The sequence below is a fragment of the Pseudoalteromonas sp. SG43-1 genome, assembly GCF_014164415.1.
GTDB lineage: Bacteria > Pseudomonadota > Gammaproteobacteria > Enterobacterales > Alteromonadaceae > Pseudoalteromonas > Pseudoalteromonas distincta.
On sequence record NZ_JACJFD010000001.1, the window covers coordinates 204,385 to 227,120 of the forward strand.

The 22,736-nt window shown below is 39.1% G+C and carries 19 protein-coding genes; 8 read left to right on the top strand and 11 right to left on the bottom strand.

Annotated features, from left to right (window positions below; all coding sequences use genetic code 11):
* Positions 1 to 6: 6 nt before the first annotated feature.
* From H5159_RS00845 to H5159_RS00860, 4 genes are all read left to right on the top strand, one after another.
* Entirely contained in the window at positions 7 to 1,116 is a 1,110-nt protein-coding gene (locus tag H5159_RS00845) for a glycosyltransferase family 4 protein (protein WP_182779529.1), read from the top strand.
* Positions 1,117 to 1,170: 54 nt separating this feature from the next.
* Complete coding sequence (gene wecA, locus H5159_RS00850; RefSeq protein ID WP_182779530.1) at positions 1,171 to 2,253, top strand: UDP-N-acetylglucosamine--undecaprenyl-phosphate N-acetylglucosaminephosphotransferase; 1,083 nt, start codon at positions 1,171 to 1,173, stop codon at positions 2,251 to 2,253.
* A gap of 289 nt (positions 2,254 to 2,542) precedes the next feature.
* Positions 2,543 to 3,709 carry a nucleotide sugar dehydrogenase gene (locus H5159_RS00855; RefSeq protein WP_182779531.1) on the top strand — a complete coding sequence of 389 codons (1,167 nt, stop codon included), beginning with the start codon at positions 2,543 to 2,545 and terminating at the stop codon, positions 3,707 to 3,709.
* A gap of 412 nt (positions 3,710 to 4,121) precedes the next feature.
* Positions 4,122 to 5,126: an NAD-dependent epimerase gene (locus H5159_RS00860; RefSeq protein ID WP_182779532.1), complete on the top strand. Its 1,005-nt coding sequence runs from the start codon at positions 4,122 to 4,124 to the stop codon at positions 5,124 to 5,126.
* A 116-nt stretch (positions 5,127 to 5,242) separates the two neighbouring features.
* Here the strand turns inward: H5159_RS00860 and H5159_RS00865 are convergent, their stop codons facing one another.
* The 8 genes from H5159_RS00865 to lptD all read right to left on the bottom strand — a co-directional run bounded on the left by H5159_RS00865 (position 5,243) and on the right by lptD (position 15,978).
* Entirely contained in the window at positions 5,243 to 6,685 is a 1,443-nt protein-coding gene (locus tag H5159_RS00865; protein WP_182779533.1) for a capsule assembly Wzi family protein, read from the bottom strand.
* A 563-nt stretch (positions 6,686 to 7,248) separates the two neighbouring features.
* Positions 7,249 to 9,264 carry a methyl-accepting chemotaxis protein gene (locus tag H5159_RS00870; RefSeq protein WP_182779534.1) on the bottom strand — a complete coding sequence of 672 codons (2,016 nt, stop codon included), beginning with the start codon at positions 9,262 to 9,264 and terminating at the stop codon, positions 7,249 to 7,251.
* Positions 9,265 to 9,401: 137 nt separating this feature from the next.
* A complete protein-coding gene (locus H5159_RS00875; RefSeq protein ID WP_182779535.1) occupies positions 9,402 to 10,220 on the bottom strand; it encodes a symmetrical bis(5'-nucleosyl)-tetraphosphatase in 819 nt (272 codons plus the stop codon).
* A gap of 8 nt (positions 10,221 to 10,228) precedes the next feature.
* Positions 10,229 to 10,618, bottom strand: coding sequence for a Co2+/Mg2+ efflux protein ApaG (apaG, locus tag H5159_RS00880; protein ID WP_002960839.1), 390 nt, complete (start codon positions 10,616 to 10,618; stop codon positions 10,229 to 10,231).
* On the bottom strand, positions 10,602 to 11,408 hold the full coding sequence (rsmA, locus tag H5159_RS00885; RefSeq protein ID WP_002960838.1) for a 16S rRNA (adenine(1518)-N(6)/adenine(1519)-N(6))-dimethyltransferase RsmA: 807 nt from the start codon (positions 11,406 to 11,408) through the stop codon (positions 10,602 to 10,604). Before rsmA ends, apaG begins: the two co-directional genes overlap by 17 nt.
* Positions 11,405 to 12,397: a 4-hydroxythreonine-4-phosphate dehydrogenase PdxA gene (gene pdxA / locus H5159_RS00890; RefSeq protein WP_024589800.1), complete on the bottom strand. Its 993-nt coding sequence runs from the start codon at positions 12,395 to 12,397 to the stop codon at positions 11,405 to 11,407. Before pdxA ends, rsmA begins: the two co-directional genes overlap by 4 nt.
* A gap of 2 nt (positions 12,398 to 12,399) precedes the next feature.
* Entirely contained in the window at positions 12,400 to 13,695 is a 1,296-nt protein-coding gene (surA, locus tag H5159_RS00895) for a peptidylprolyl isomerase SurA (protein ID WP_002960833.1), read from the bottom strand.
* Between the two features lie 30 nt (positions 13,696 to 13,725).
* On the bottom strand, positions 13,726 to 15,978 hold the full coding sequence (gene lptD / locus H5159_RS00900; RefSeq protein ID WP_182779536.1) for an LPS assembly protein LptD: 2,253 nt from the start codon (positions 15,976 to 15,978) through the stop codon (positions 13,726 to 13,728).
* 100 nt (positions 15,979 to 16,078) lie between these two features.
* On the opposite strand from lptD, the gene H5159_RS00905 reads away from it, so the two are divergent.
* From H5159_RS00905 to djlA, 3 genes are read left to right on the top strand one after another with little or no spacing between them, the layout of a single operon-like run.
* Positions 16,079 to 17,080, top strand: coding sequence for an aminoglycoside phosphotransferase family protein (locus tag H5159_RS00905; protein WP_182779537.1), 1,002 nt, complete (start codon positions 16,079 to 16,081; stop codon positions 17,078 to 17,080).
* Entirely contained in the window at positions 17,077 to 17,733 is a 657-nt protein-coding gene (murU, locus tag H5159_RS00910) for an N-acetylmuramate alpha-1-phosphate uridylyltransferase MurU (protein ID WP_039485522.1), read from the top strand. Before H5159_RS00905 ends, murU begins: the two co-directional genes overlap by 4 nt.
* Before the next feature lie 31 nt (positions 17,734 to 17,764).
* Positions 17,765 to 18,631: a co-chaperone DjlA gene (djlA, locus tag H5159_RS00915; protein ID WP_165724335.1), complete on the top strand. Its 867-nt coding sequence runs from the start codon at positions 17,765 to 17,767 to the stop codon at positions 18,629 to 18,631.
* Here the strand turns inward: djlA and H5159_RS00920 are convergent.
* The 3 genes from H5159_RS00920 to rsuA form a co-directional block, all read right to left on the bottom strand.
* Entirely contained in the window at positions 18,614 to 19,564 is a 951-nt protein-coding gene (locus H5159_RS00920) for a DUF3530 family protein (RefSeq protein ID WP_182779538.1), read from the bottom strand. The genes djlA and H5159_RS00920 overlap by 18 nt on opposite strands.
* An 81-nt stretch (positions 19,565 to 19,645) precedes the next feature.
* On the bottom strand, positions 19,646 to 20,299 hold the full coding sequence (rluA, locus tag H5159_RS00925) for a bifunctional tRNA pseudouridine(32) synthase/23S rRNA pseudouridine(746) synthase RluA (RefSeq protein WP_182779539.1): 654 nt from the start codon (positions 20,297 to 20,299) through the stop codon (positions 19,646 to 19,648).
* Between the two features lie 386 nt (positions 20,300 to 20,685).
* Positions 20,686 to 21,384, bottom strand: a complete 699-nt coding sequence (gene rsuA, locus H5159_RS00930) for a 16S rRNA pseudouridine(516) synthase RsuA (RefSeq protein ID WP_182779540.1) — start codon at positions 21,382 to 21,384, stop codon at positions 20,686 to 20,688.
* A 59-nt stretch (positions 21,385 to 21,443) separates the two neighbouring features.
* On the opposite strand from rsuA, the gene zapE reads away from it, so the two are divergent.
* Positions 21,444 to 22,553 carry a cell division protein ZapE gene (zapE, locus tag H5159_RS00935; RefSeq protein WP_182779541.1) on the top strand — a complete coding sequence of 370 codons (1,110 nt, stop codon included), beginning with the start codon at positions 21,444 to 21,446 and terminating at the stop codon, positions 22,551 to 22,553.
* Positions 22,554 to 22,736 lie beyond the last annotated feature (183 nt).

Genomic DNA, 22,736 nt, shown 5'->3' on the forward strand with positions numbered 1-22,736 from the left:
GAGATTTTGAAAACTATAGCAATTAGTGCTAATACTAGCTGGTACTTATATAATTTTAGAAAAAACACAATTTTAGCTATGCTAGCTGAAGGCTATAAAGTTCATGCTATTGCACCTGAAGATGGTTACTCTAAAAAGCTTAAAGAGTTAGGCTGCAATTTTATTAATATTAGGATTGATAGTGGTGGCACAAACCCAGTAAACGACCTAAAAACCTTTCATGACTTTTATAAAATCTACAGTCATAACAACATTAATACGGTTTTAAACTTTACGCCTAAAAATAATATTTATAGTACCTTAGCTGCAAGGTTAGCTGGGGTTAAAACTATTAATAATATTGCGGGTTTAGGTACTTTATTTATTAACGAAAGCATCCCCTCTAAAGTAGCTAGGGTTTTGTACAAATATAGCCAAAGCAAAGCTGATTTTATTTTTTTCCAAAATGAAGACGACAGAGCTTTATTTAAGCAACATAAAATTGCACAAAATGTTACAAGTGATCGCTTACCTGGTTCGGGAGCTGACTTATCGCGTTTTACTGTAACTCCGGCTCCTGACGATGGTGTAATACGTTTTTTACTTATAGCGCGTATGCTTTTTGATAAAGGGATTGCACAATACGTTGAAGCGGCAAGAATACTTAAAAACACATACGGCAATACTGTTGAATTTAGGTTGCTAGGTTTTTTAGATGTTGATAATCCTTCAGCTGTTTCAAAAGCACAAATGAGTGATTGGGTAGATGAAGGCATAGTTAATTATTTAGGTACATCAGATTTTGTTGAGGCTGAGATAGCACAGGTAGACTGTATGGTTTTGCCATCTTATTACCGTGAAGGCGTTCCTAAGTCGTTACTTGAAGCAGGAGCTATGGGCAAACCTATAGTAACAACTGATAATGTTGGTTGTAGAGAAACTATTGATAATGGCGTTAATGGTTTTATTTGCGAACCCCGAAGCACTAAAAGCCTAACTGATGCTCTAGATAAAATAATAACCATGTCACATTCTGAACGCCTTAAACTTGGTATTAATAGCCGCCGTAAAATGGAAAATGAATTTGATGAAAAAATAGTGATAAAAAAATACCTACTTGCTTTAAATAGTCTCTAGCATTTTGTTGTCAATTTTAGTAAGTAATTGCCTACCTCTATATCGGAATTCTATATGTTTTTAGATCTCTCGTTTACCTTTTTTATTGCTTTTGCCAGTTTGTTTTTAATGAGAAAAGCAGCTCGAAAAATAGGTTTAGTCGACAAGCCATCTGGCCGTAAAATGCACACAGGCAATATACCTCTTGTTGGGGGGGTGGCTATATGTATTACCATAGTACAATACATATACTCACACCCAGGGATGATTAACCACGCTAATTTGTATATGTGCTGTATTGTGGGTTTAACGGCTGTTGGTGCATTAGACGATAGGTATGACTTAAGTGTAAAAATACGCATGTTGGTACAAACTCTTATATCTATAGCAATGATTTATTTTGCCAAAGCAGAGTTGGTTACACTTGGAGATATATTAGGGTTTGGTGATATTAGCTTGAGCTATGGTTACGTAGGTGGCTTAATTACTATATTAGCTGTTATTGGCTGTATAAATGCCTTTAATATGGTTGATGGTATTGATGGACTATTAGGTGGCCTTTCGGTAGTTACATTTGGTGCAATTGGTATTTTGCTAAGTATAAGTAACGAGCAAAGTTTAAGTTATTTATGCCTCTTACTCGTTGTATGTATGATCCCTTATATAGTTATGAACCTAGGCCTAATAGGTCGTGAGCGTAAAGTATTTATGGGTGATGCCGGCAGTATGATGATTGGATTTACTGTTATTTGGCTATTAATTGGTGCAAGCCAAACCGCAGGGAACCCTATGATACGCCCAGTAACCGCATTGTGGCTTATTGCATTACCTTTAATGGATATGGTTGCAATAATGGTACGCCGTGTTAAACAGGGTAAATCTCCATTTAAGCCCGATCGAGAGCATTTACACCATATATGCCAACGCTTAGGCTGCTCGCCTACACAAACACTTATTTTAATATGTTCAATTGCATCTGTATTTGCTGTTATTGGTATAATTGGCGAGATTTTTGTTATACCAGAATTTTTAATGTTTTATAGTTTTATATTTGTATTTACAGCTTACCTGCTTGTACTAATTAATTACTGTAAAATTATAAACTTTTTTAGGCGTAAGTTAGACCTACCAGAAAAACAATACTCTGCGAGTAAGTAAAACTATTAGAGCGCGAAGTAAATTCGCACCTACAGGTGACATATATCGTAGGTGAGGTTTTATACCTCGCTTTTTATAATGTTAAATTACATAACCGCGCAGTAAATTAGAGAGTATTGATTGGTGTATATTCCAATATTTTCATCTCTTTCTAATTTTTATTATTCTGTAAAAACCTTTAGTAATATCATTTGATATTACATTTTGGCTAAAGTCTTTTAGCTAGAGCCTAATTTATAACTCTGGTAGAATCATTACATTAATTATTAACTAATCTTAAAGGATTAATATGAAAATTGCCGTAGTAGGTACAGGCTATGTAGGCCTTTCTAACGCTATGTTGCTAGCACAACACAATGAAGTGGTCGCATTAGATATAGACGAAAAAAAAATCGCATTTTTAAATGACAAAAAATCACCAATTGTTGATACCGAAATTAGTGAGTTTTTAACACGTAGTGATTTAAACTTCACAGCAACTACCGACAAAGTAGCAGCATACAAAAACGCAGACTTTGTAATTATTGCTACACCAACTGATTACGATGTAGAAAACAATTACTTTAATACAAGCTCTGTAGAGGCTGTAATTAAAGATGCGATAGCGCATAACCCAAATGCAGTTATGGTTATTAAGTCGACTATACCCGTTGGTTTTACGCAAGGTATTAAAGAGACGTTAGGTGTTAGTAACTTAATATTTTCGCCAGAGTTTTTACGTGAAGGTAAAGCGCTACACGATAACCTTTACCCATCGCGTATTGTTGTTGGTGAGCAAAGTGAGCGCGCGAGTGTATTTGCAAGCTTACTTAAGCAAGGCGCTATCAAAGAAGATATTGAAGTACTTTTTACTGACTCAACAGAAGCCGAAGCTATTAAGTTGTTCTCAAACACTTATTTAGCAATGCGTGTAGCTTACTTTAATGAGCTTGATAGCTACGCTGAAGCGCATGGCTTAAACTCTAAGCAAATTATACAGGGCGTTAGCTTAGACCCGCGTATTGGTGATCATTACAATAATCCATCGTTTGGATATGGCGGCTATTGCTTACCAAAAGATACTAAGCAACTACGTGCAAATTATGCAAATGTACCAAACAACATTATTGGTGCGATTGTTGATGCTAACACGACGCGTAAAGACTTTATTGCCGACTCAATAATTAAGCGTAGCCCAAAAGTGGTTGGTGTATATCGTTTAGTAATGAAAACAGGGTCTGATAACTTCAGAGCTTCTGCTATTCAAGGCATTATGAAGCGTATTAAAGCTAAAGGTATTGAGGTAGTAGTTTACGAACCAGTACTAGAAGAAAGCGAATTTTACCACTCTCGCGTAATTAAAGACCTAAATGAATTTAAGCAAATATCTGACGTTGTTGTATCTAACCGTATGGTTGAAGAGCTTAGTGATATTGCAGACAAAGTTTATACACGCGATTTATTTGGTAGTGATTAATAAACAAAGTTTAAAGGCTAAAGGCAAAGGTTAAAGGCTTATAGTTGAAATTAGTGTTTTTTGTGCGTGAGCAAGCTTCACGCCTACGACTCAGCCGTATAATTGCGATGTTATTGTTGTAGGCGCCTTGCTTGCTGGCTCGTTTAGGCTTTTTTCGTGCGTGCGCAAACTTTACGCCTACGACTCAGTCGTATAATTACGATGTTATTGTTGCTGGCGCGTTAGCAAATAAGCATAGCTTTAAAAAGTTAAAGGCATTGAGGTAAAAGTACGGACCTGAATAGAAGAGTCTAGGCAGTTATCAAAAATGATATCTGCCTTAATGAAAACTATTGAAACTTGGGATTAGGCTTTTAGTCTTCAACTTTCAACTTTCAACTTTCAACTTTATCAGCTTAAAGATTAGGAAATTATGAAATATTTAGTAACGGGTGCTGCTGGTTTTATTGGCGCGGCAACATGTCAAAAATTGTTAGCGGCTGGCCATGTAGTAGTCGGTATTGATAACCTTAACGATTATTACGATGTAAATTTAAAACTAGCTCGTTTAGCGCAGTTTGAAAGCCATGAAGCGTTTACATTTATTAAGCTTGATATAAGTGAACGCCCAGCAATGAGCGAGTTATTTAAAACACAGCAGTTTGATAAAGTAATACATTTAGCGGCGCAAGCCGGTGTTAGGTATTCAATAGAAAACCCTGATGCTTATGCAGACTCTAATTTAGTAGGGCACTTAAATGTGCTTGAAGGATGTCGTAATACTAAAGTTAAGCACTTGGTTTATGCTTCATCTAGCTCTGTATATGGCTTAAACGAAAAAACACCGTTTGAAACAACCGACAGTGTTGATCACCCAGTGTCGTTTTATGCTGCAACTAAAAAAGCGAATGAACTAATGGCGCATAGCTATTCTCATTTATATAGCCTACCTACAACAGGCTTACGCTTTTTTACCGTTTATGGCCCATGGGGTCGCCCAGATATGGCACCGTATATTTTTACTAAAAAAATACTTGCCGGCGACACTATTGATATAAATAACAACGGCGATATGTGGCGTGACTTTACTTACATTGATGACATTGTCGAAGGTGTTGTTCGTGCTGCTGATGTTATACCAGTTGCAAATCCAGGTTGGAGAGTTGAAAACGGTTCGCCAGCTTCTAGCTCTGCTCCGTATGCGGTTTATAATATTGGCCACGGTAGCCCAATAAACCTAATGAAGTTTATTGAAGCCATTGAGGCTGAGTTAGGTACTGAAGCTAAAAAGAACTTCCGTGAAATGCAAGCCGGCGATGTTTATAAAACTTATGCTGATACTACGGATTTATTTAATGCAACAGGCTATAAAGCGCAAGTTGGTGTTAAGCAAGGCGTTAGTGAGCTTATTAAGTGGTATAAAAGCTTTTATAAATAAAGGTTATAATTTGTAAGTCATTTAAAAACACTGTTTTCATTTGAGACAGTGTTTTTTATTGGCTTTTAATAAAGTTAGGTTAGCTGAGCGCGAAGTAAATTCGCACCTACAAGGTGTTAAAAATTGGCAAATACACCTAACCTAGCAAACGTTTCCCCGTATACATCCTTTCCTTGATACAGCTCAGCTCCCCAACTTTTAGCGCCCATTATTGGTTTGCTTAATTTCCGCGTATAGGCTGTTTGTAACTCATAACTTGTTTTATAACCATCACGTTTATTTTCAAGCATACGAATAGTGGTATTTAAGCTTTCTATTTTACTTAATTGCCAATGCCAATTTACGCTCATAGATTTAGCTGGTGTGTAATCGGTGTAGTCATGCTCATCACCTAGCCAATGGCCAATAACATTACCTGAATTACGGTTGCCATCAAGGTAAAGACGGTTGTTATACCAACCTTTTTGTAAGTTACTATGCTCAAAACGTAGGCTGTGGTTATTAGCAATAAAAGGTAAGTAGAGTCCAAAACTGTAGGCATTATTACGAGATCCACCTAACGTGTCTTCAAGCGCAACCTCGCCATAAAACTCATAAGGAAGTGCGTAAATACTATTGTTGTAGGCAAATGTTATGGATCCTAGTTGATCTCCAAGCTCAAAGTTTTCTCCAAACTCATCGGCATCATCACGACCAACATTGTCTTTGCTGCCAGGGCTAAAAAATCCCTCAGTAAAATCTTTTAAAGTAACGCTTCGCGGACCGCCACCAAACTGCATCAAACGGCTTAAGCCTATTGTTAAATTATCGGTTGCTGCAAAGCTAGTGTGTAAGCCAAATAAATAAGGCTTGCCTGGCTCATACACATTAGCGACTCCTGTTTGTCTTCCTTCTTTTAAAATTCCGCTTTGCTCTGTCATTTTACTAATAAACATATCGTAACGAATTTTAAAGCTGGTTATTGGCTCTACATTACTTAGGGTTATTGAAGGGGTTGTTTTAGCTTGTGTACTTAATAGCATCGCGCTGTCGTTAAAAGGTGAATACCAATGTTCTCGGTAGCCTACATCTAACTGCGCATATTTATTACCAAGGTAAAAAAAGCTTTGTGTAGGTAATATTTCGTCTTCATTGGCTATGCCGGCAACACTTACACCAAAGTAACGCCCGAAGTTAGCATAAGCACCACCTTCAACAATTAAGTTGGTTTTAGTGGTTTGGCCGCGTTGGTTTGGCAGTGTTTTATCTTTTGTGCCAGCAGCAAGTGTTACTTTGGCAAATGTACCTGCATCGCTTTGAATATAGGGGCTAAGTTGGTACGAAAGTGTTTGATATAACTCTGGATAAGTATGCCTTACTGTTTGCAGCACTCTATAAATATCGTGCGCTTTATAAGGCTTACTCATAATATGTGTATTTTTACTTACGGCTAAAAGTCGTTGTACTTGGTGCTCAAGTTCTGGGGCTTGATTTAAAGGTAAATAAGGTGATACGCCACCTTTAGCAACAGCATTTGCACTGATTGCCATCCCGATAAACAGTGATATTTTTTTGAGCATAATTATTCCGTTAGCAAAATTTGTTTAAGTAAAAACGTTAACGCGAGGTTAGCAATAAACGCCTAAGTAAGGAAGAAAAAAGCGATATATTAGTGGGGATATATAGGAGTAAGCTATCATTCGCAGGTGATAGACTATTCGTTAAATTCGAGCGCATTCTTGCATGTAGTGTTTTGCTATAAAGCAGGCGGTGAACGCATTTAATAAGTTATACCTACAAAAAATAGATTTATAAGTTATTTATTCACAAAGAGGTTAAGAGGGCGCTGCGCTTTAGAGAAGTAAAAATACATAATTACTATTATTTTAATGTCTTCTCATTTACTCCTCTTTTGCTTCTCTTTGTGCAATAGGGTTTTAAGTAATTTATTCACAAAGAGGTTAAGAGGGCGCTGCACTTTAGTGAAGGCAAAAGTAGGTAATATAAATGTTTAAAATTGCGTTTTTACGTGAGTAAGAGCGGCGCTTACCGGTAAGGTTTTATACCTCACTTTAAAGTCCTGATAAATAAAAACCCCGATGGTACATAGTACCATCGGGGTTTTTTAATCGTTTTAGTAAACTTAAACTTTAAATTCGTCTACCGACAAGCGAAGCTCTTCAGCAAGTTTTGCTACTTCTGAACTTGAAATATTAGTTTGATTTGCGCCTTCGGCTGTTTGCTCTGCAATGGCTACAATCGACTCAAGGCGTTCGCTAATTTCTTGTGCTACTTGTTGTTGCTCAAGTGCGGCAGTCGAAATCTCTTCACTTACGTCGTGGGCTTGCGAAACCGCAAATGTAATCGAATCAAGTGCGCTACTTGCTAGGTCGGTTTGCTCAACACACGATACAGCGCGTTGCTTACCTTTGCTCATTGCCGTTACGGCAGCTTCAGCGCCTGTTTGTAGCGATTCAATCATTGATTGTATCTCTTGGGTCGACTCTTGAGTTTTACTTGCTAGAGAGCGTACTTCGTCAGCTACAACAGCAAAGCCTCGGCCGTATTCACCTGCACGTGCAGCTTCAATTGCGGCATTTAGTGCAAGTAGGTTAGTTTGATCCGCTATTCCGCGTATTACATCTAAAATGCTGCCTATTGATGCGCTATCTTGATGCAGTTTATTAATGACTTGTGAGGCGTCGTCTACTTCACGCGCTAGCTGTTCAATCGTTGCTTTATTGTTATTCGAAATACCTTTAACGCGTTCAGCTTCTTTATCAGCATTTTTAATTTCGCTAAGCGCTTGTTGAGCGCTGTTACTAACTGTTTGCGATGTACTGCTCATTTCGGTTGTTGCAGTAGCTGCTTGTTCAACTTGTGCTTGTTGGTTACGAATTGCTTGGCTTGATTCTGAGGTAATGGCCGATGTTTGCTCTGATGCTGCTGCAAGCTGAGTAGAGCGCGAAATAATACCTTTAATTAGGCTGCGTAGGCTGTCAATTAGTGTATTACAACTTTTAGATAGTTCGCCAAACTCGTCTTGAGCACTGTCGTCTAAACGTTGTGTCATGTCGCCACTGGCAACAATATCTAAAATGCGATTAACTTCTGCAAGTGGTTTAGTAATGCGGCTAACAGTAATAATGGCAATCACAATTGCTAAAAGAGTGGCTATAACCATGCCAACCCACGTCCATAAATTAGCTGAGTCAACGTCGCTGCGCACACCTTGTTGTAATTTAAACGCAACGTCACTCGCTTGATTAACTAGTTCGTCAATTTGGTTAAGTGCCATTTTGGTGGCTTGCTCTGACTGCGCAAGCTCTGATTGCGTAAGCGTAATCGAATCAATTAAACGTTTTTTGTTTGCTGCTAAGCTGTTACTGCCCTTTATGTTATTTTCTAAAATATCAACATATTCTTTTAGGCTTGAATATAAGTCGCTATGCGTTTGCTCTATTGCTGGCTTAATTAAATCAACGGTGCGTACTACTTCTTCAAGGTAATACGTTTGCTCGTTTTTAACAATATCGAGAGTGTTAAGCGTTTTAACAGTTAGCATGTCGGTGCTGTTACTAACTACCGACATAAAGTTGTTTTCTAAATTATTTGCAGCTTGATAAGCGCGAGGGTGGTTTTGTTCAAACCCATCAATGTCGGTAATGTCGAGTACAACAGAGTTAGCATCTTCTGCACTTAGTTCTATATTTTCTAATTGTGCTTTTAATGTTTTATTTAATGCTAGCTGCTTGCCTTTGTCTTCTAATAAATTTTCAACGGTGCTTAAAAAGCTTAAATAGGTTTTTTCTACATTTTGGCTGCTTTGATTAAGTGCAGCATCGTTTTTTACTACGTCTTGAAGCTCACGGTGCAGCGTGTTGAATTGCTGTTTTTGTTCAAGGACTTGTGCTTTTATTGGCGCAAGCTCATTGGCTGATGTCGTGTAAAAGCTCGCTTGTGCGGCTTTACTCATTAAAATAAATTCGGCTTGTAGCTCAGAGCTTTTATTTAATGCTGGGAGTGATAGTTGGTTCACTTTTTGAGTGGAACGGTCAATATTTGCAATTTTTATTAAGGAATTACCACCAATTATTAGTAATAATAGTGTGATAAATATAAAACCACCCCAAATACGCTGGCTTACTGTCAGGTTCATAAGATTTCCACTCAAAAAGTACTTCAATTAAGACTTATCGGCGTTTGTACCAATAAGTTAAGTAATTAAAATCAATTACTTTAATTAATTTTAACTATTAATTGATAAATCTAACAGATGTATTGTTTTTTTTCAGTTTATTTAGACGAAAGGTGGGAATTTTCTACAATTACTTTTTTAGTACTCAGCTCCATTAGGCTCATGGTGTTACCCCATACGCAGCCTGTATCTAGGGCGTGAACCCGTGAATTACCTGTTCTACCTTCAAGTGCGGCCCAGTGGCCAAAAATAATATCGTGTTTAGATTTAGCTATATTGGGGTGGTTAAACCAAGGAGTGAGAGTTTCGCTGTCGGTTATTGCACCCTTTGCATTAAGCTCGAGTTTGTTATCACTTGTTAAAAAACGCATGCGGGTAAAGTAATTAACTATGTATCTAAACTTTGCAAAGTCATCAAGGGTGTTAGACCACCTAGCGGGGTGAGCCTGGTACATGTGTTCAAAAAACGCTTTTGCGTTACTTGATTGATAACAGCTTTGTGTAAATTGAGCTTGTTTTAGCGCATCTTCAACAGACCAATCGGGATTTAACCCCGCGTGAGATATAAAGCAGTTATGTTTTTTAAGCTCTAAAGCCAAAGGCTGGGTTTGTAAAAAAGCGATGTAGTTAGCCAATTTAGGGCTTTCAAATATTGAGTTTAATTTATCTTTTGGATTAGTGGGTTTGTTAAGAAAGTAGCAGGCAACCATGTGAAGGTCGTGATTGCCTAAAGTGATGGTCATGCTATTTTGATGTTGATAAATATAGTCTAAGCAGGCTAGGGAGTCTGGCCCGCGAGCAACTATGTCGCCAACTAAATATAGGTGATCTTTACTTGGGTTAAAATCAACCCGTTGTAAAAGGGTATTAAATTCACTAAAACACCCTTGTAAATCACCTATCGCATAATCTGCCATCTAAGTGCTTAATGCAAAATGTTAGGGCAAGCCAAACGAAACACATTAATAGGCGCCTGAAACTCAGAGCCAAACTCGTTGCGTAACGTGTAATGGCCTTGCATAGTGCCTACAGGTGTATCTAAAATTGCACCGCTGGTGTATTTATAGCTTTCGCCTGGGCCAATATCTGGCATTTCGCCAACAACGCCTTCGCCTTCAACTTCTACTTGTTTGCCATTTGCATCGGTAATTAACCAATAGCGGCTCAGTAATTTTGCACTGCATAAACTATGGTTTTTAATTGTTACCGAGTAAGCAAATACGTATTTTTCAAGCTCAGGTTGAGATTGGCCTTCTACGTAAAATGTTTCTACAGATACCTTTACAGGCGATCCAATGTTACTGCTTGTTGTCATAAATCCAGTTAGCTATATCAATAAATTGTTGTAAAGATAAGCGCTCAGCACGCAGCGTTATATCAATGCCAATGCTAGTTAGTTCTTCTGCGGTAAGTAAGTTACCTAAACTATTTCGTAGCGTTTTACGGCGCTGGTTAAATGCTTCTAAACACACGGTGTTTAAAATTTTAACGCTTTTTGCTGTACGTTGCTCTGGCTTTTTAGGTATTAAACGAATAACAGCAGAGTCAACTTTTGGCGCTGGTTTAAAGCACTCAGGTGGTACTTCAACAACCGGCATTGCATTACAGTAGTATTGAGTCATTACGCTTAAGCGACCAAATGTTTTACTACCTGGGCCTGCTACCATGCGTTTTACTACTTCTTTTTGAAGCATAAAGTGCATGTGCTCAATATGATCTGAAAATTCAAAAAGGTGAAACAATAACGGTGTCGAAATATTGTAAGGTAAGTTACCAAACACTTTTAATTTTTTGTCATCGCGAACCAAGCTTGCAAAGTCAAACGTCATTGCATCGCCTTGGTTAACGGTTAATTTAGGACCCAAAAATGGGTGTTCAATTAATCGTTGTGCTAAGTCTTTATCTAATTCAACAACCGTTAAATGGCCGCTTAAGTCGGCTACTGGCTCAGTAATTGCGCCAAGGCCTGGGCCAATTTCTACTAAGTTGTCTTCTGGTTTAGGATCAATCGCAGAGACTATTTTATCGATGATAGATTCATCAAATAAAAAGTTTTGCCCAAAACGCTTACGAGCGCGGTGTCCTAAATGTACTTTATCGGTCATTGATTTTGTGCTTTTTCTTGGGCGAGCTTAATTGCTTCGCGGATCGCTAATTCAAAACTGCCAACGTCAGCTGTACCAGTCCCTGCTAAATCGAGAGCAGTACCGTGGTCAACTGAGGTGCGGATAAATGGTAAGCCAAGGGTAATATTTACCGATTTACCAAATCCTTTGTATTTTAGCACAGGTAATCCCTGATCGTGATACATAGCAAGTACTGCATCTGCTTCAGATAGGTATTTATGTTGAAATAAGGTATCGGCCGGTAGTGGGCCAATTAAATTCATCCCTTCGCTTCTAAGTATTTCAAGCGTTGGGGTGATTGTTTCTATTTCTTCACGGCCTAAATGGCCATCTTCACCTGCATGTGGGTTTAAGCCACACACTAAAATACGTGGTTTTTCTATCCCAAACTTAGTTTGTAAGTCGTGATTTAAAATACCCGCTACTTTAGTTAAGCGCTCAGGAGTAATGGCACGCGACACATACGCAAGTGGAATATGCGTGGTTACAAGTGCAACGCGTAAACCTTCAGTTGCAAGCATCATAACTACATCTGCAGTATTTGATTGCTGCGCAAAATACTCAGTATGTCCGCTAAATGAAATGCCCGCTTTGTTAATAATGCCTTTGTGAACAGGGCCCGTAACAACTGCATCGAACGTGCCATCCATGTTTTTTTCGCTTGCTATACGCAAGGTATCTAACACGTATTGGCCGTTACCGTCGTTTAGTACGCCAAGCTCTACATCCGCACCTAAATCAACCTGATGAATATACAAACTGCCCGCAGGTGCTGCTATGGCGGGGGCATTATCATCAAATTCAATTAAATTTATTGTTAAGCCTAAATGCTTTGCACGCTCTTTTAATAGTTTGCCATCAGCAATCGCTATAAGTTGAGCGTCCCACGCTTGCTGAGCAAGCGTGAGTAGCAGATCTGGGCCAATACCGGCTGGTTCACCCGGTGTAATAGCAATTCTTAGAGTCATATTTATTGGTCTATAGGGAAAATTTCAACGTGAGCTTGCTCGCGCATTTCTTGCTGCCAGTTAAAACTTTCTTCCTTAAATTTACGGTTAAACAACATGCCATGAGCACGGTTACGTTTAGCTAGTTCAGTTTTATCAGCTACACGTTTGCCAAGTAACTGCACAATATGCCAACCAAACTGTGTTCTAAACGGTTCGCTTATTTCATTTTCTTTAAGAGAAAGTAATGTATCTTTAAACGCAGGTACGTAGGTAGTTGGATCTGTCCAATCGTACTCGCCACCTTTAAGTGCAGAGCCAGGATCTTCTGAGTACTCTTTAGCAAGTTCACCAAAGTCGGCTGTTCCTGCGCGTAAGTCTTTTGCAAAGCCTGCAAGCATTGAGCGTGCTTTTTCTTCACTTAAAATAATTGAAGGTTTAATAAGTATATGGCGTGAACGTACTTCAGTTGTTTCTACAACTTGTAGACCACGAACGTCTTGTACTTTAATGATATGAAAACCAGCACCAGAACGAAGTGGGCCAACAATAGCGCCTTTCTTTTGGCCTTTTACTGCTTCAGCAAAAAGCGATGGCATTTCGTTAATGCCCATGTAACCAAGTTGTCCACCTTCAAGTGCTTTAGAGCCGCTTGATGATGAAATAGCAATACGCTTAAACTCTTGGCCATCGTTTAATAGCTCAATAACCTTATCTGCACGTGTTTTTGCATCAGCAATTTCGTCAGCTGTCGCATCGTTAGGGATATCTATTAAAATATGACCAATGTCGTACTCTTCAGCACTTTGACCTTGGGTTTCCATAATTTTTAAAAGGTTATCAACTTCTTGTTCGCTAATATAAATACGACGATCAACGCTTGCACGTGTTACTTGCTGCGTTGTGATTTCTTTACGAATTTCTTCACGGTAAGCTTGAAAGCTTTCGCCCGAACCTTCAATAGTGCGGCGTAAGTCGGCGATTGTTCCGCCTTGCTCTTTTGCCATGTTAGCGAGAGTTTGATCGAGTTGGCTGTCTGAGATTTGTAACCCCATACGCTCAGCCATTTGCATCATAAGCGCTTGATTAACTAAACGCTCTACAGCTTGTACACGAAGTGTTTCATCTTTTGGTAATTGCTGGCCTTGTTCTTGTGCTTGCTTTTTAACACGATCAATTATGGTGTCTACTTCGCTTTTTAAAATTACGCCTTGGTTTACAACGCCAATAACTTTATCTATTTCTACTGGTGCAGCCATTACACTTTGACAAAGGCTGGCACTTAAAACTGCTGATGTTAATAATTTTTTTAAATTCATATTCTTTTTACTACTCTTGCTGATAGTACTCTAGTTACTAAGAAAATACGGTCTACGATAGCCAAAAATACCTTGTTGTAATAATTTTTGTGCATCATAACGGCTTTTACTGCCAAGTCCTTTTAATACAAAATTCAAACTAATACCTGAATCAAAAGTTGCTTGTTCTTGTCCTATTGACTGATTTAAATCAGTTTCAATTTGGCGATGGCCAGTAATTTGGATAGCCCAACAGCATGATTCATACTGTAATCCGCTCAATACTTCGATACTTCTGTTGTTTTCAAGATCTCGATGATAGCTCGCAATAAATTGCCATTCGTCGCTAATAGGAATACTTGTAAATACACCTGCTTGCTCGATTGTATTTCCTGAGACATCATTTGCATAGCGATGGTTCAATTGTACTAGCTGATTATTATCACCTTTATAATCAAGCGTTACATTTGACTGTACCATTTGCTTGCCATCTGTATCATATTGAATACCTCCAGCGAGGTACCAACGGCGGTGCCAATGTAACATGGTTTGAGCTGCAAATAGTGCATTATAATTAGTGTCTGAGTTTAAGCCTTGCTCTGTTGGCTTGGCATCGTCACTTAAATAAAATATTTGGCCCGCACTAAAGTTAAACACTTCTTCTTGTTTTTTATCAAATAAGCGCGTTGTAGCACCTAAAGTAAACTGATTAGCAGCTGCTATACGGTCAACACCCGAAAAGCGCACGTCTCTAAATAAACCATAATAATCATCTTGCAGTTTGGTTGTATCAAACAAGCCAATGTCTGACTGATCTTTATTAGGTGTATATAAATACTGAATTTGCGGCTCTAGTGTTTGTATACCATCTTCAAAAAAGTAAGATGCGTCACGCTCAAAGTTAAGCTGAGAGTACAAACGTACTTTTGGGATAGTACGCGATGCGGTATCGCTATATTGCGTGCCGGTTAAGTTTCCGCTTTGCTTATAATTTGTTTGTAATAAGCTCACTTCAGACAAAAAAGACCACGCATGCGTAGCGTAGTTGTAGCGTGCTTTTGGCTCTACGTGTACACGAGTTGCGCTGTCTATGGCCACTTCTGATGAATCATTAGTAAAATGACTAATCTCGCCCGACACACTAAAGTCAAAATTATCAAAACGCCAAGGCGCTGTTTGCGTAAAATTAACTTGTGGTATTGCAGTGTATGACTCTAAGTGATCGCCGAGTACTTCAAAGTTTTGCACTTTAATATCGGTGCGCCATGTATCACCTAAATGGGTAAGTGAACCAGTACGATACAATTGAGTATCGGTTTTACTTGCGTAGTTTGAAGTTAAGTCGGTGATGTAGTTATCATCGCTCACATTGGTTACATCAACGTTTGCGCGCCAGTTTTCACCTAGGTAGCTTTGCTGTTGCCAATGAAACATGTAGCGTTCATTCAAATCAGGCTCAGAATCATCACTATCTAAGTATTCAATCCCTACTAAGCCTTCGTGTTGCTCTGTTAGGTATCTAAATTCTGTTTGTAATTGCAGCCCTTTGTTAGACATATAACGAGGCGTAATAGTGGCATCAAAATTAGGTGCAATATTTAAATAATACGGTGTAATTGTTTCAAGGCCGTATTTGTCAGAGCTTGAAATAGTCGGGGTAAGTAGGCCCGATTTACGGCGTTCATCTAGCGGGAATGTAAAATAAGGTAAATATAAAACCGGTGTATCTAAAATACGCAATACGGCGTTATATGTTTCGCCCCAACCTTCTTCGCGTGAAAGGTTTATTTCGTCAGCTTCAATTTCCCATGCTGGGGTGTCACTTGGGCAAGTAGTAAAGCTTGCATTCATGAGTAATAGGCCAGACTGATTAACAGTGAGCTTTTCAGCGCCGCCTTTACCTTGTTGTTCGGTTAGGCTGTAGTCGGCGCCTAACAAACTGACTTCTGAATTATTTAAATCGGCATTTAATCCGGTGCTGTTTACTTTACTTACGTAGTCTTGATAAGTAATTGGCCCCGTTGCATTTAATAAACCACGCTGTTTGTCTATCAACGCAGTTTGTGCGGACAAACTCATCTTAAGGGTGTTAATATCAACATTGCCGGTAAATTCAGCGCTTTGAGTGCCAAGTAGCTCAACATCATCAGCTTGGATATCAACTTCACCAAGGTTAAGGCCTTCAAGTGGTTGCCAAGCTCTGGTTTGCATTGAAATGCCACAAAGGTTGTGTGCCAGTTCAGTTTCGGCAAGCGATGGTGCGCTAACTACGCTTAGCATCAATATGCCCCAGGTTTTGCTCATTTATCGACCTTAATACTTTGTGTTTAATATAATATACACATAATAAAGGAAAATAATGGCAATTACAGTAATTGACCTATAAAAATAGATATCTAATAAAATGACACGCTTTGAGAATTTACAACAATTTATAAACACACACCTTAATGCCAAGTCGCATACTTTAAACGCGATCACGGGGGATGCTAGCTTTCGCCGTTATTATCGTTTAAATCACGATAATAAACATTTAATAGTGATGGACTCAGATCCAAAAAAAGTGAATAACGAACCTTACCTTTCGCTAAACCAGGTGTTTGTTGAGCAAGGTTTTTTACTTCCCACTATTATTGCAAGCGATGAGAAACAGGGCTTTTTTATTCTCAGTGACTTAGGCTGTACGCACCTAGCTGACATGCTTGATGATGCAAACCGCACCGAGCATTACCAAGCATTAATTAGTTTAAGTGCTCAGTGGGCAAAAACGCCCACAGCTTCTGCTATGCAAGCGTATAACGAAGATTTTATAAAGCTAGAGCTTGATATATTTAGCCAGTGGTTAGTAAGCGACTTTATTAATGAGTCACTCAGTGCAGAACAAAAAATAATGTGGCAAACAAGTTCAGAGCTATTAATAAAGGCGATGCTTGAGCAACCTACGGTTACCGTTCATCGTGATTACCATAGCCGTAACATTATGAACAGTAACGGCCAGTGGGCCATTATAGATTATCAAGATGCTGTACGCGGGCCGCTTTGCTACGATTTAGTATCGCTACTGCGCGATTGTTACTTTAAATTGCCAGAGCAAGAATTAACAAGTTTACTTGATTTTGCTTATCAAGAATTTACAGTTCAAAATTTACTGACTAACACTTCATTCGATGAGTTTAAATATTGGTTTGATTTAACCGGATTACAGCGCCACTTAAAGGCTGCGGGTATATTTTGTCGATTGTATTTACGCGATGGTAAAACAGGTTATTTAGATAATATATTACCGACGCTTGATTACATTATTGAAGTAGCAGCAATTTACCCAGAGCTTAAAGCATTGAGTGAGTGGACAAAAAATACCATAGTGCCAAAAGTGACTGAAAAGTTGGCAAAGGAGCACTCATGAAAGCGATGATTTTAGCTGCAGGGCGCGGGCAAAGAATGATGCCGCTTACGCAAAATATGCCAAAGCCAATGTTAAAAGTGGCAGAAAAACCACTTATTGAGCATCATATAAATAACCTTAAAGCAGCCGGCATTACCGATATTGTAATAAACCTTGCGTGGCAGGGTGATAAAATAAAAGATTACTTTAAAGATGGCAGTCAATTTGGCGTAAATATACTTTATAGCCAAGAAGTTGAAGGTGGCCTTGAAACAGCCGGCGGTATTATTGAAGCGTTACCGTTGTTGGGCGACTCGTTCATTGTAATAAATGGCGATGTATACACCGACTATGATGTAAGTGCGCTAATGCAACTTCATTTGCAACCCGGTGAGGCGCACATAGTGCTTATAGAAAACCCGCCACACAATCCTGATGGCGACTTTGCATTGAGCCATTTGTCGGCCGAGAGTCAAAAATATACCTTTTCGGGGATTGGCCGCTATCAGGCTGATTTTTTTAAAGGATTAACGCAAGGTATTCGCCCTTTAGGGCCTATTTTACGTGAAAAGCTAAATGAACATTTAGTCTCTACTGAGCTCTATATAGGGCAATGGGATGACATTGGTACACCAGAGCGTTTAAACCAATTAAACACGCGCCTTGAGGCGTAACAACTCAATTTTTAAGAAGGCAGTATTATAGATGTGGGGAAAAATTCTCGGTTTTTGTTTTGGCTTTATGTTTGGCAAAATATTTGGTGCTATTTTAGGTTTATACCTAGGTCATTTATTTGATAAAAGCTTAAAAAATAACTTTGATAAAGCAGGCGGTTTTTCTAGCTTATTTAGTGGTGACGATGTTCACGAGCGCCAAGCTTTATTCTTTTCAAGTTGCTTTGCTGTCATGGGGCACATTGCAAAATCGAATGGCCGAGTGAGCGAAATACACATAAAAGCGGCTAACTTGTTCATGGACGAAATGGGCTTAAAGGGCGAAGAACGCCGCGAAGCACAACATGCATTTCAGTCAGGTAAAGAGGGCGACTTTTCACTTAAAGAAACCGTACACGATTTTAAAGAACGCTTTGCTAAACGAAACGATCTAATACAGTTGTTTTTAGAAATACAAATACAAATGGCGTTTTCTGACGGGGTATTAGCCGAACAAGAAAAGCAATTATTAGCAGAAGTAAGTAAACAGCTAGGCATTTCTAAAACACACTTTGCATTTGTATTAAAACGTTATCAAGCTGAGTTTAACTTTAGAAAGCAACAACAGCGCTTTAATCAGCAGCAACAAAGCCAAGGTCAAAGCAGTAGTTACCGTGAGGGGTCTGGCCACCATGTACCGCCAAATAATAATATGAACCGTGCGCAAGCATTGGCGTTATTAGGCTTAAATAGCGATGCAACGCAACGTGACATAAAAGTAGCGTACCGTAAACTTATGTCGCAACATCATCCAGATAAATTAGTATCGCAAGGTTTACCAAAGCACATGATGGAATTGGCTGTTAAAAAGAGCCAAGATATTCAAGCCGCTTATGAGTATTTAAAAAAGTCGGCGTAAAAAACCGTCTATTTCTTTTGTTAGGCGTGCGTGTTGACCAGGTTGATCGCGCAGGCCAAACAATTGGCGTTGGCGGTAATCAAATTTTGCATTTCGGTTAACCCAGCGCTGACGATTTTTAAGGCTCATTAAAATGTCTGTGCTGTCATTTGCGTAGTAAATATCAAGCAAGGCGGGTGTAACAAGTGACGCTGTTTGGCTCAAACTTTCGTTACGCTTAGTATTAGGTAAGTAACTGCTTAAACTTATAAACGCATCTAGTTTCTCATCTGGAAAATCTGCATAGTACTCCAACAACACACCCGCACTTGTACCTTGTGCAATAACCACTATATTACTCGAATCTTCCATAGCGGTTTGATACAGTGCATTAAACCGAGAAATGAGATTTATTTTATAGTCATCAAGTATGTCGTCAGTTACTTTTTCAATTGCATTAACGTAATGAGGTTCTTCTTTTATTTTTGCAGGCTGTGATTGTGAGTTTGTTGCTGTGTCGGGTGATGCAGGTTCATCGGCTTTACTAGGCGCTGTATCTTCTTCGTTAGGCGTAGCTTTGGCCATTTTACTTGCTTGCCAATCAATGTCGGGCACTGTCATTGCGTAGGTGCTGTAGCCTAAATTATTAAGCTCTTTACGCAAGTAGCCCATACCGGAGTTATTGGTAGGTGAAGAATGCCAGTCGGGTATAAGTATTACGATACCTCTAAAATTACTACTCATATATTCGCTGTAAAGGCTTAAAAATTCTGTTTCACCCGCTAATATTGGCTTTATTTCATCACTTGGAAGTAGTCGCTCAATGTCGCTATTTTCAATGCTTGATAAACTAGGTGGGGCAATATGTTCAGCCGCGCAGGCAGGGTTAGCTAAAAGTAGCGCACAGCTCAGCTGTATATAAAAAGCTGCTTTTAAAAACCGTGAAAATAGCATAACGCACCTAACTAATGACAATTAGTTAGGTATCGGCAAGGTTATCTAAAAGTTTAATAATTTACGAAGTATTTGCGCCGGTTAAAATTCTGGCTCAGCTTCAAAAGTAAGTACTTGCTCAGTTTTAGGGTGCTTTAATTGCAGCATTTGTGCATGTAACTGTAAGCGAGGAGCCTCAGCAAGTGCCTCTTTATGGGCGTAAAGCCTGTCACCTAAGATAGGATGACCCAGGCTTAGCATATGCACACGTAGTTGATGCGAGCGACCAGTGATGGGGGTTAGCTCTACACGGGTTGCATTTTCTTCACGCTCAAGTATTTTAAAATGCGTAAGTGAAGGTTTACCTCTGTCGTGATCAACCATTTGTTTAGGGCGATTAGGCCAATCACAAATAAGGGGTAAATCTACTGATCCTGTTTCAGCTTCAAGTTGTCCGTATACACGTGCTATGTAACGTTTAGCTGTTTCGCGCTCTTGAAACTGCATACTTAAATGTCTGTGCGCTGCTTTATTCATGGCAAGGCACAGTATGCCAGAAGTCGCCATATCTAAGCGGTGCACTATTCTTGCTGTTGGAAAAACACGATTAACACGATTAATTAAGCTGTCGGCATGTTTAGGATCTTTACCTGGGACAGTTAATAACTCACTTGGTTTATTAACTATCAGTAAATCGTCATCCTGAAAAAGTATCGTTAAATACGGACTCATGGGGGGATTGTAGTTAACTAACACGGCCGACCTTAGTAATTTTGAAGGGCGCTATTTTAGTAGAGCAAGCCAACAGGCTCAAGTAAAAGTTTGGCTATATTGTTTTAGTTAGGGCGTGTTGAACGTTGGTGGTTGAATTTGCAGTAGTATGTTTGGTTTTTAGGCAAGGCAGAGCCTATGTAGTGTGGTTATTCCCCATAATTAGGCGATAACGCAGCATAAATGCCAAACATGCTCTGCCCTTTGGGTTCTTTCTAGGGGCGATTAACTCTTTGTTGCTCGATTTTTACTTAGCCCACTAGGTTACAAACCTCGCGCCGCGATTAAATCGCCCCTAGATTGAACAAATTTCAATCCACAAAGCTCAACACGCCCTAGTATATCCAAACTTAGGCTCCTTTAAAGCGCTTTTATAACTTAATTTCTTCGGGTGTTAATAATCGATATTCACCACTGGCCAAGTTTTCATCTAGGGTAATCCCCGCAATCTGCTCGCGATGTAACTCAACCACTTTGTTATCTACCGCGTAAAGCATACGCTTAACTTGATGATACTTTCCTTCACTTATTGATAAACGCAGTCCGTAATTAGCAAGTCGTTCGGCAATAGCTGGGCGGGTTAAATCTTTTTCGTTATGCAGCATGACACCTATGCGTAATTGCTCAAGTGCTTCATCGGTAATAGGCTCTTGCGTTTCGACTAGGTAGGTTTTAAATTTATTGCTTTTAGGTGACGTGATTTTATGTGACCAATCGCCATCATTAGTAATAATAACTAACCCTGTAGTATCTATATCAAGGCGACCTGCCACGTGAAAGTCGCTCATATTTGGCTCATCAAGTAAGTCAAAAACAGTTTTATGTAGCTCGTCACTGTTAGCACATACATAGCCAACAGGTTTATTTAGCATGTAATAGCGCTTACCTAAAAATACCAAAGGCGTACCTTGGTGCAGTACTTCATCTTGCTGGGCTAGCTGAAAATTATGTGATGTGATTACTTCGCCATTAACGCTTACTTCTTTTCGCTTAATACTGGCGCGAGCTTGCGTGCGCGGTATTTCAGCTAAGTGGCTAATAAATTTATCTAAGCGGCAAGGGAATTTCATTTTGGTTCACATTTTTAGTCGGCTACAATGGGCGCGATTATAGCCGATAGTGAAATACCATGACAGTGCACAGCACACAAATTTTAAGCCTTTACCAAGCAAAAATAGACACAGGTGAACTGTGTTTTGATGCTGCGCAGCAAAATGCGGTGGAAGCTTTAAATACGCTAAGCGAGCAACTTCAAGCTCACACATCATGGTGGCAAAAAGCGCCCTTAATAAAAGGCGTTTACTTATATGGACCCGTAGGGCGCGGTAAATCCATGTTAATGGATTTATTTTATAAAAACCTACCTACTGAGCAAAAGCAGCGGCTGCATTTTCATCATTTTATAGCGCAAGTGCATGCCCAACTTACGCAGCTACAAGGTCAAAAAAATCCATTAACTCTGATTGCAAAACAGTGGGCTAAAAATATTCGAGTACTGTGTTTTGACGAGTTTTTTGTGAGCGACATTGGCGATGCTATGATCATGGCGAGATTGTTCAATGCGTTGTTTGAACAAGGTGTTGTGCTGGTGGCCACATCGAACGCAAAGCCAGAGCAGCTTTATTACAACGGCCTACAACGAGCGCGGTTTTTACCTACTATTGATTTAATTAATAACCATTGTCATATAATTAACGTGGCAGGGGAGGACGATCACCGCTTTAGATATGGTAAAAACAGCCGTCACTATTTTATTAATTTATCAAATCACGATTATAAAAATGAGTTTTTAGCTTCGTATCCAGTAGTAACATGCAACAATACAATTACTGTGCATGGGCGCAATTTACCTTATTTATTAAGAGCCGATAATGCCTTGATGATTGATTTTATGGCGCTATGTTCAGGCCCACGCAGTGCTAACGATTATATGTATTTAGCAACGCAATTTAATGTGTTATATGTATCGAACGTGCCGCAAATGGGTGTTAAAGCAACGGGTAAAGTTATTGTTCACGGTATAGAAGATAGCTACCAACGCGAAAAACAAACGCTTGATGAGCACACATTTGACGACGAAGCACGGCGCTTCATTGCCTTAGTCGATGAATTTTACGATTGCCATAAATTGCTAGTAATAAATGCGCAAACCGACATTGAACATTTATATAAAGGTAAAAAGTTGAGCTTTGAATATGCGCGCACGCAATCACGCATAGTCGAAATGCAAAATTGGTAACGCTTTAATATATATTGCAAACGAGCTTGCTCACGCGAAAAGCGTAGCTTTTAATATTTATAGCTGATTACTTTGCTACTAATTGGTTTCTCTAAAGCGCAGCGCCCTCTAAACCTCTTTGTGAATAAATCACTTAAGATCTTATTGCACAAAGAGGGGTAAATGAGAAAACATCAAAGCATA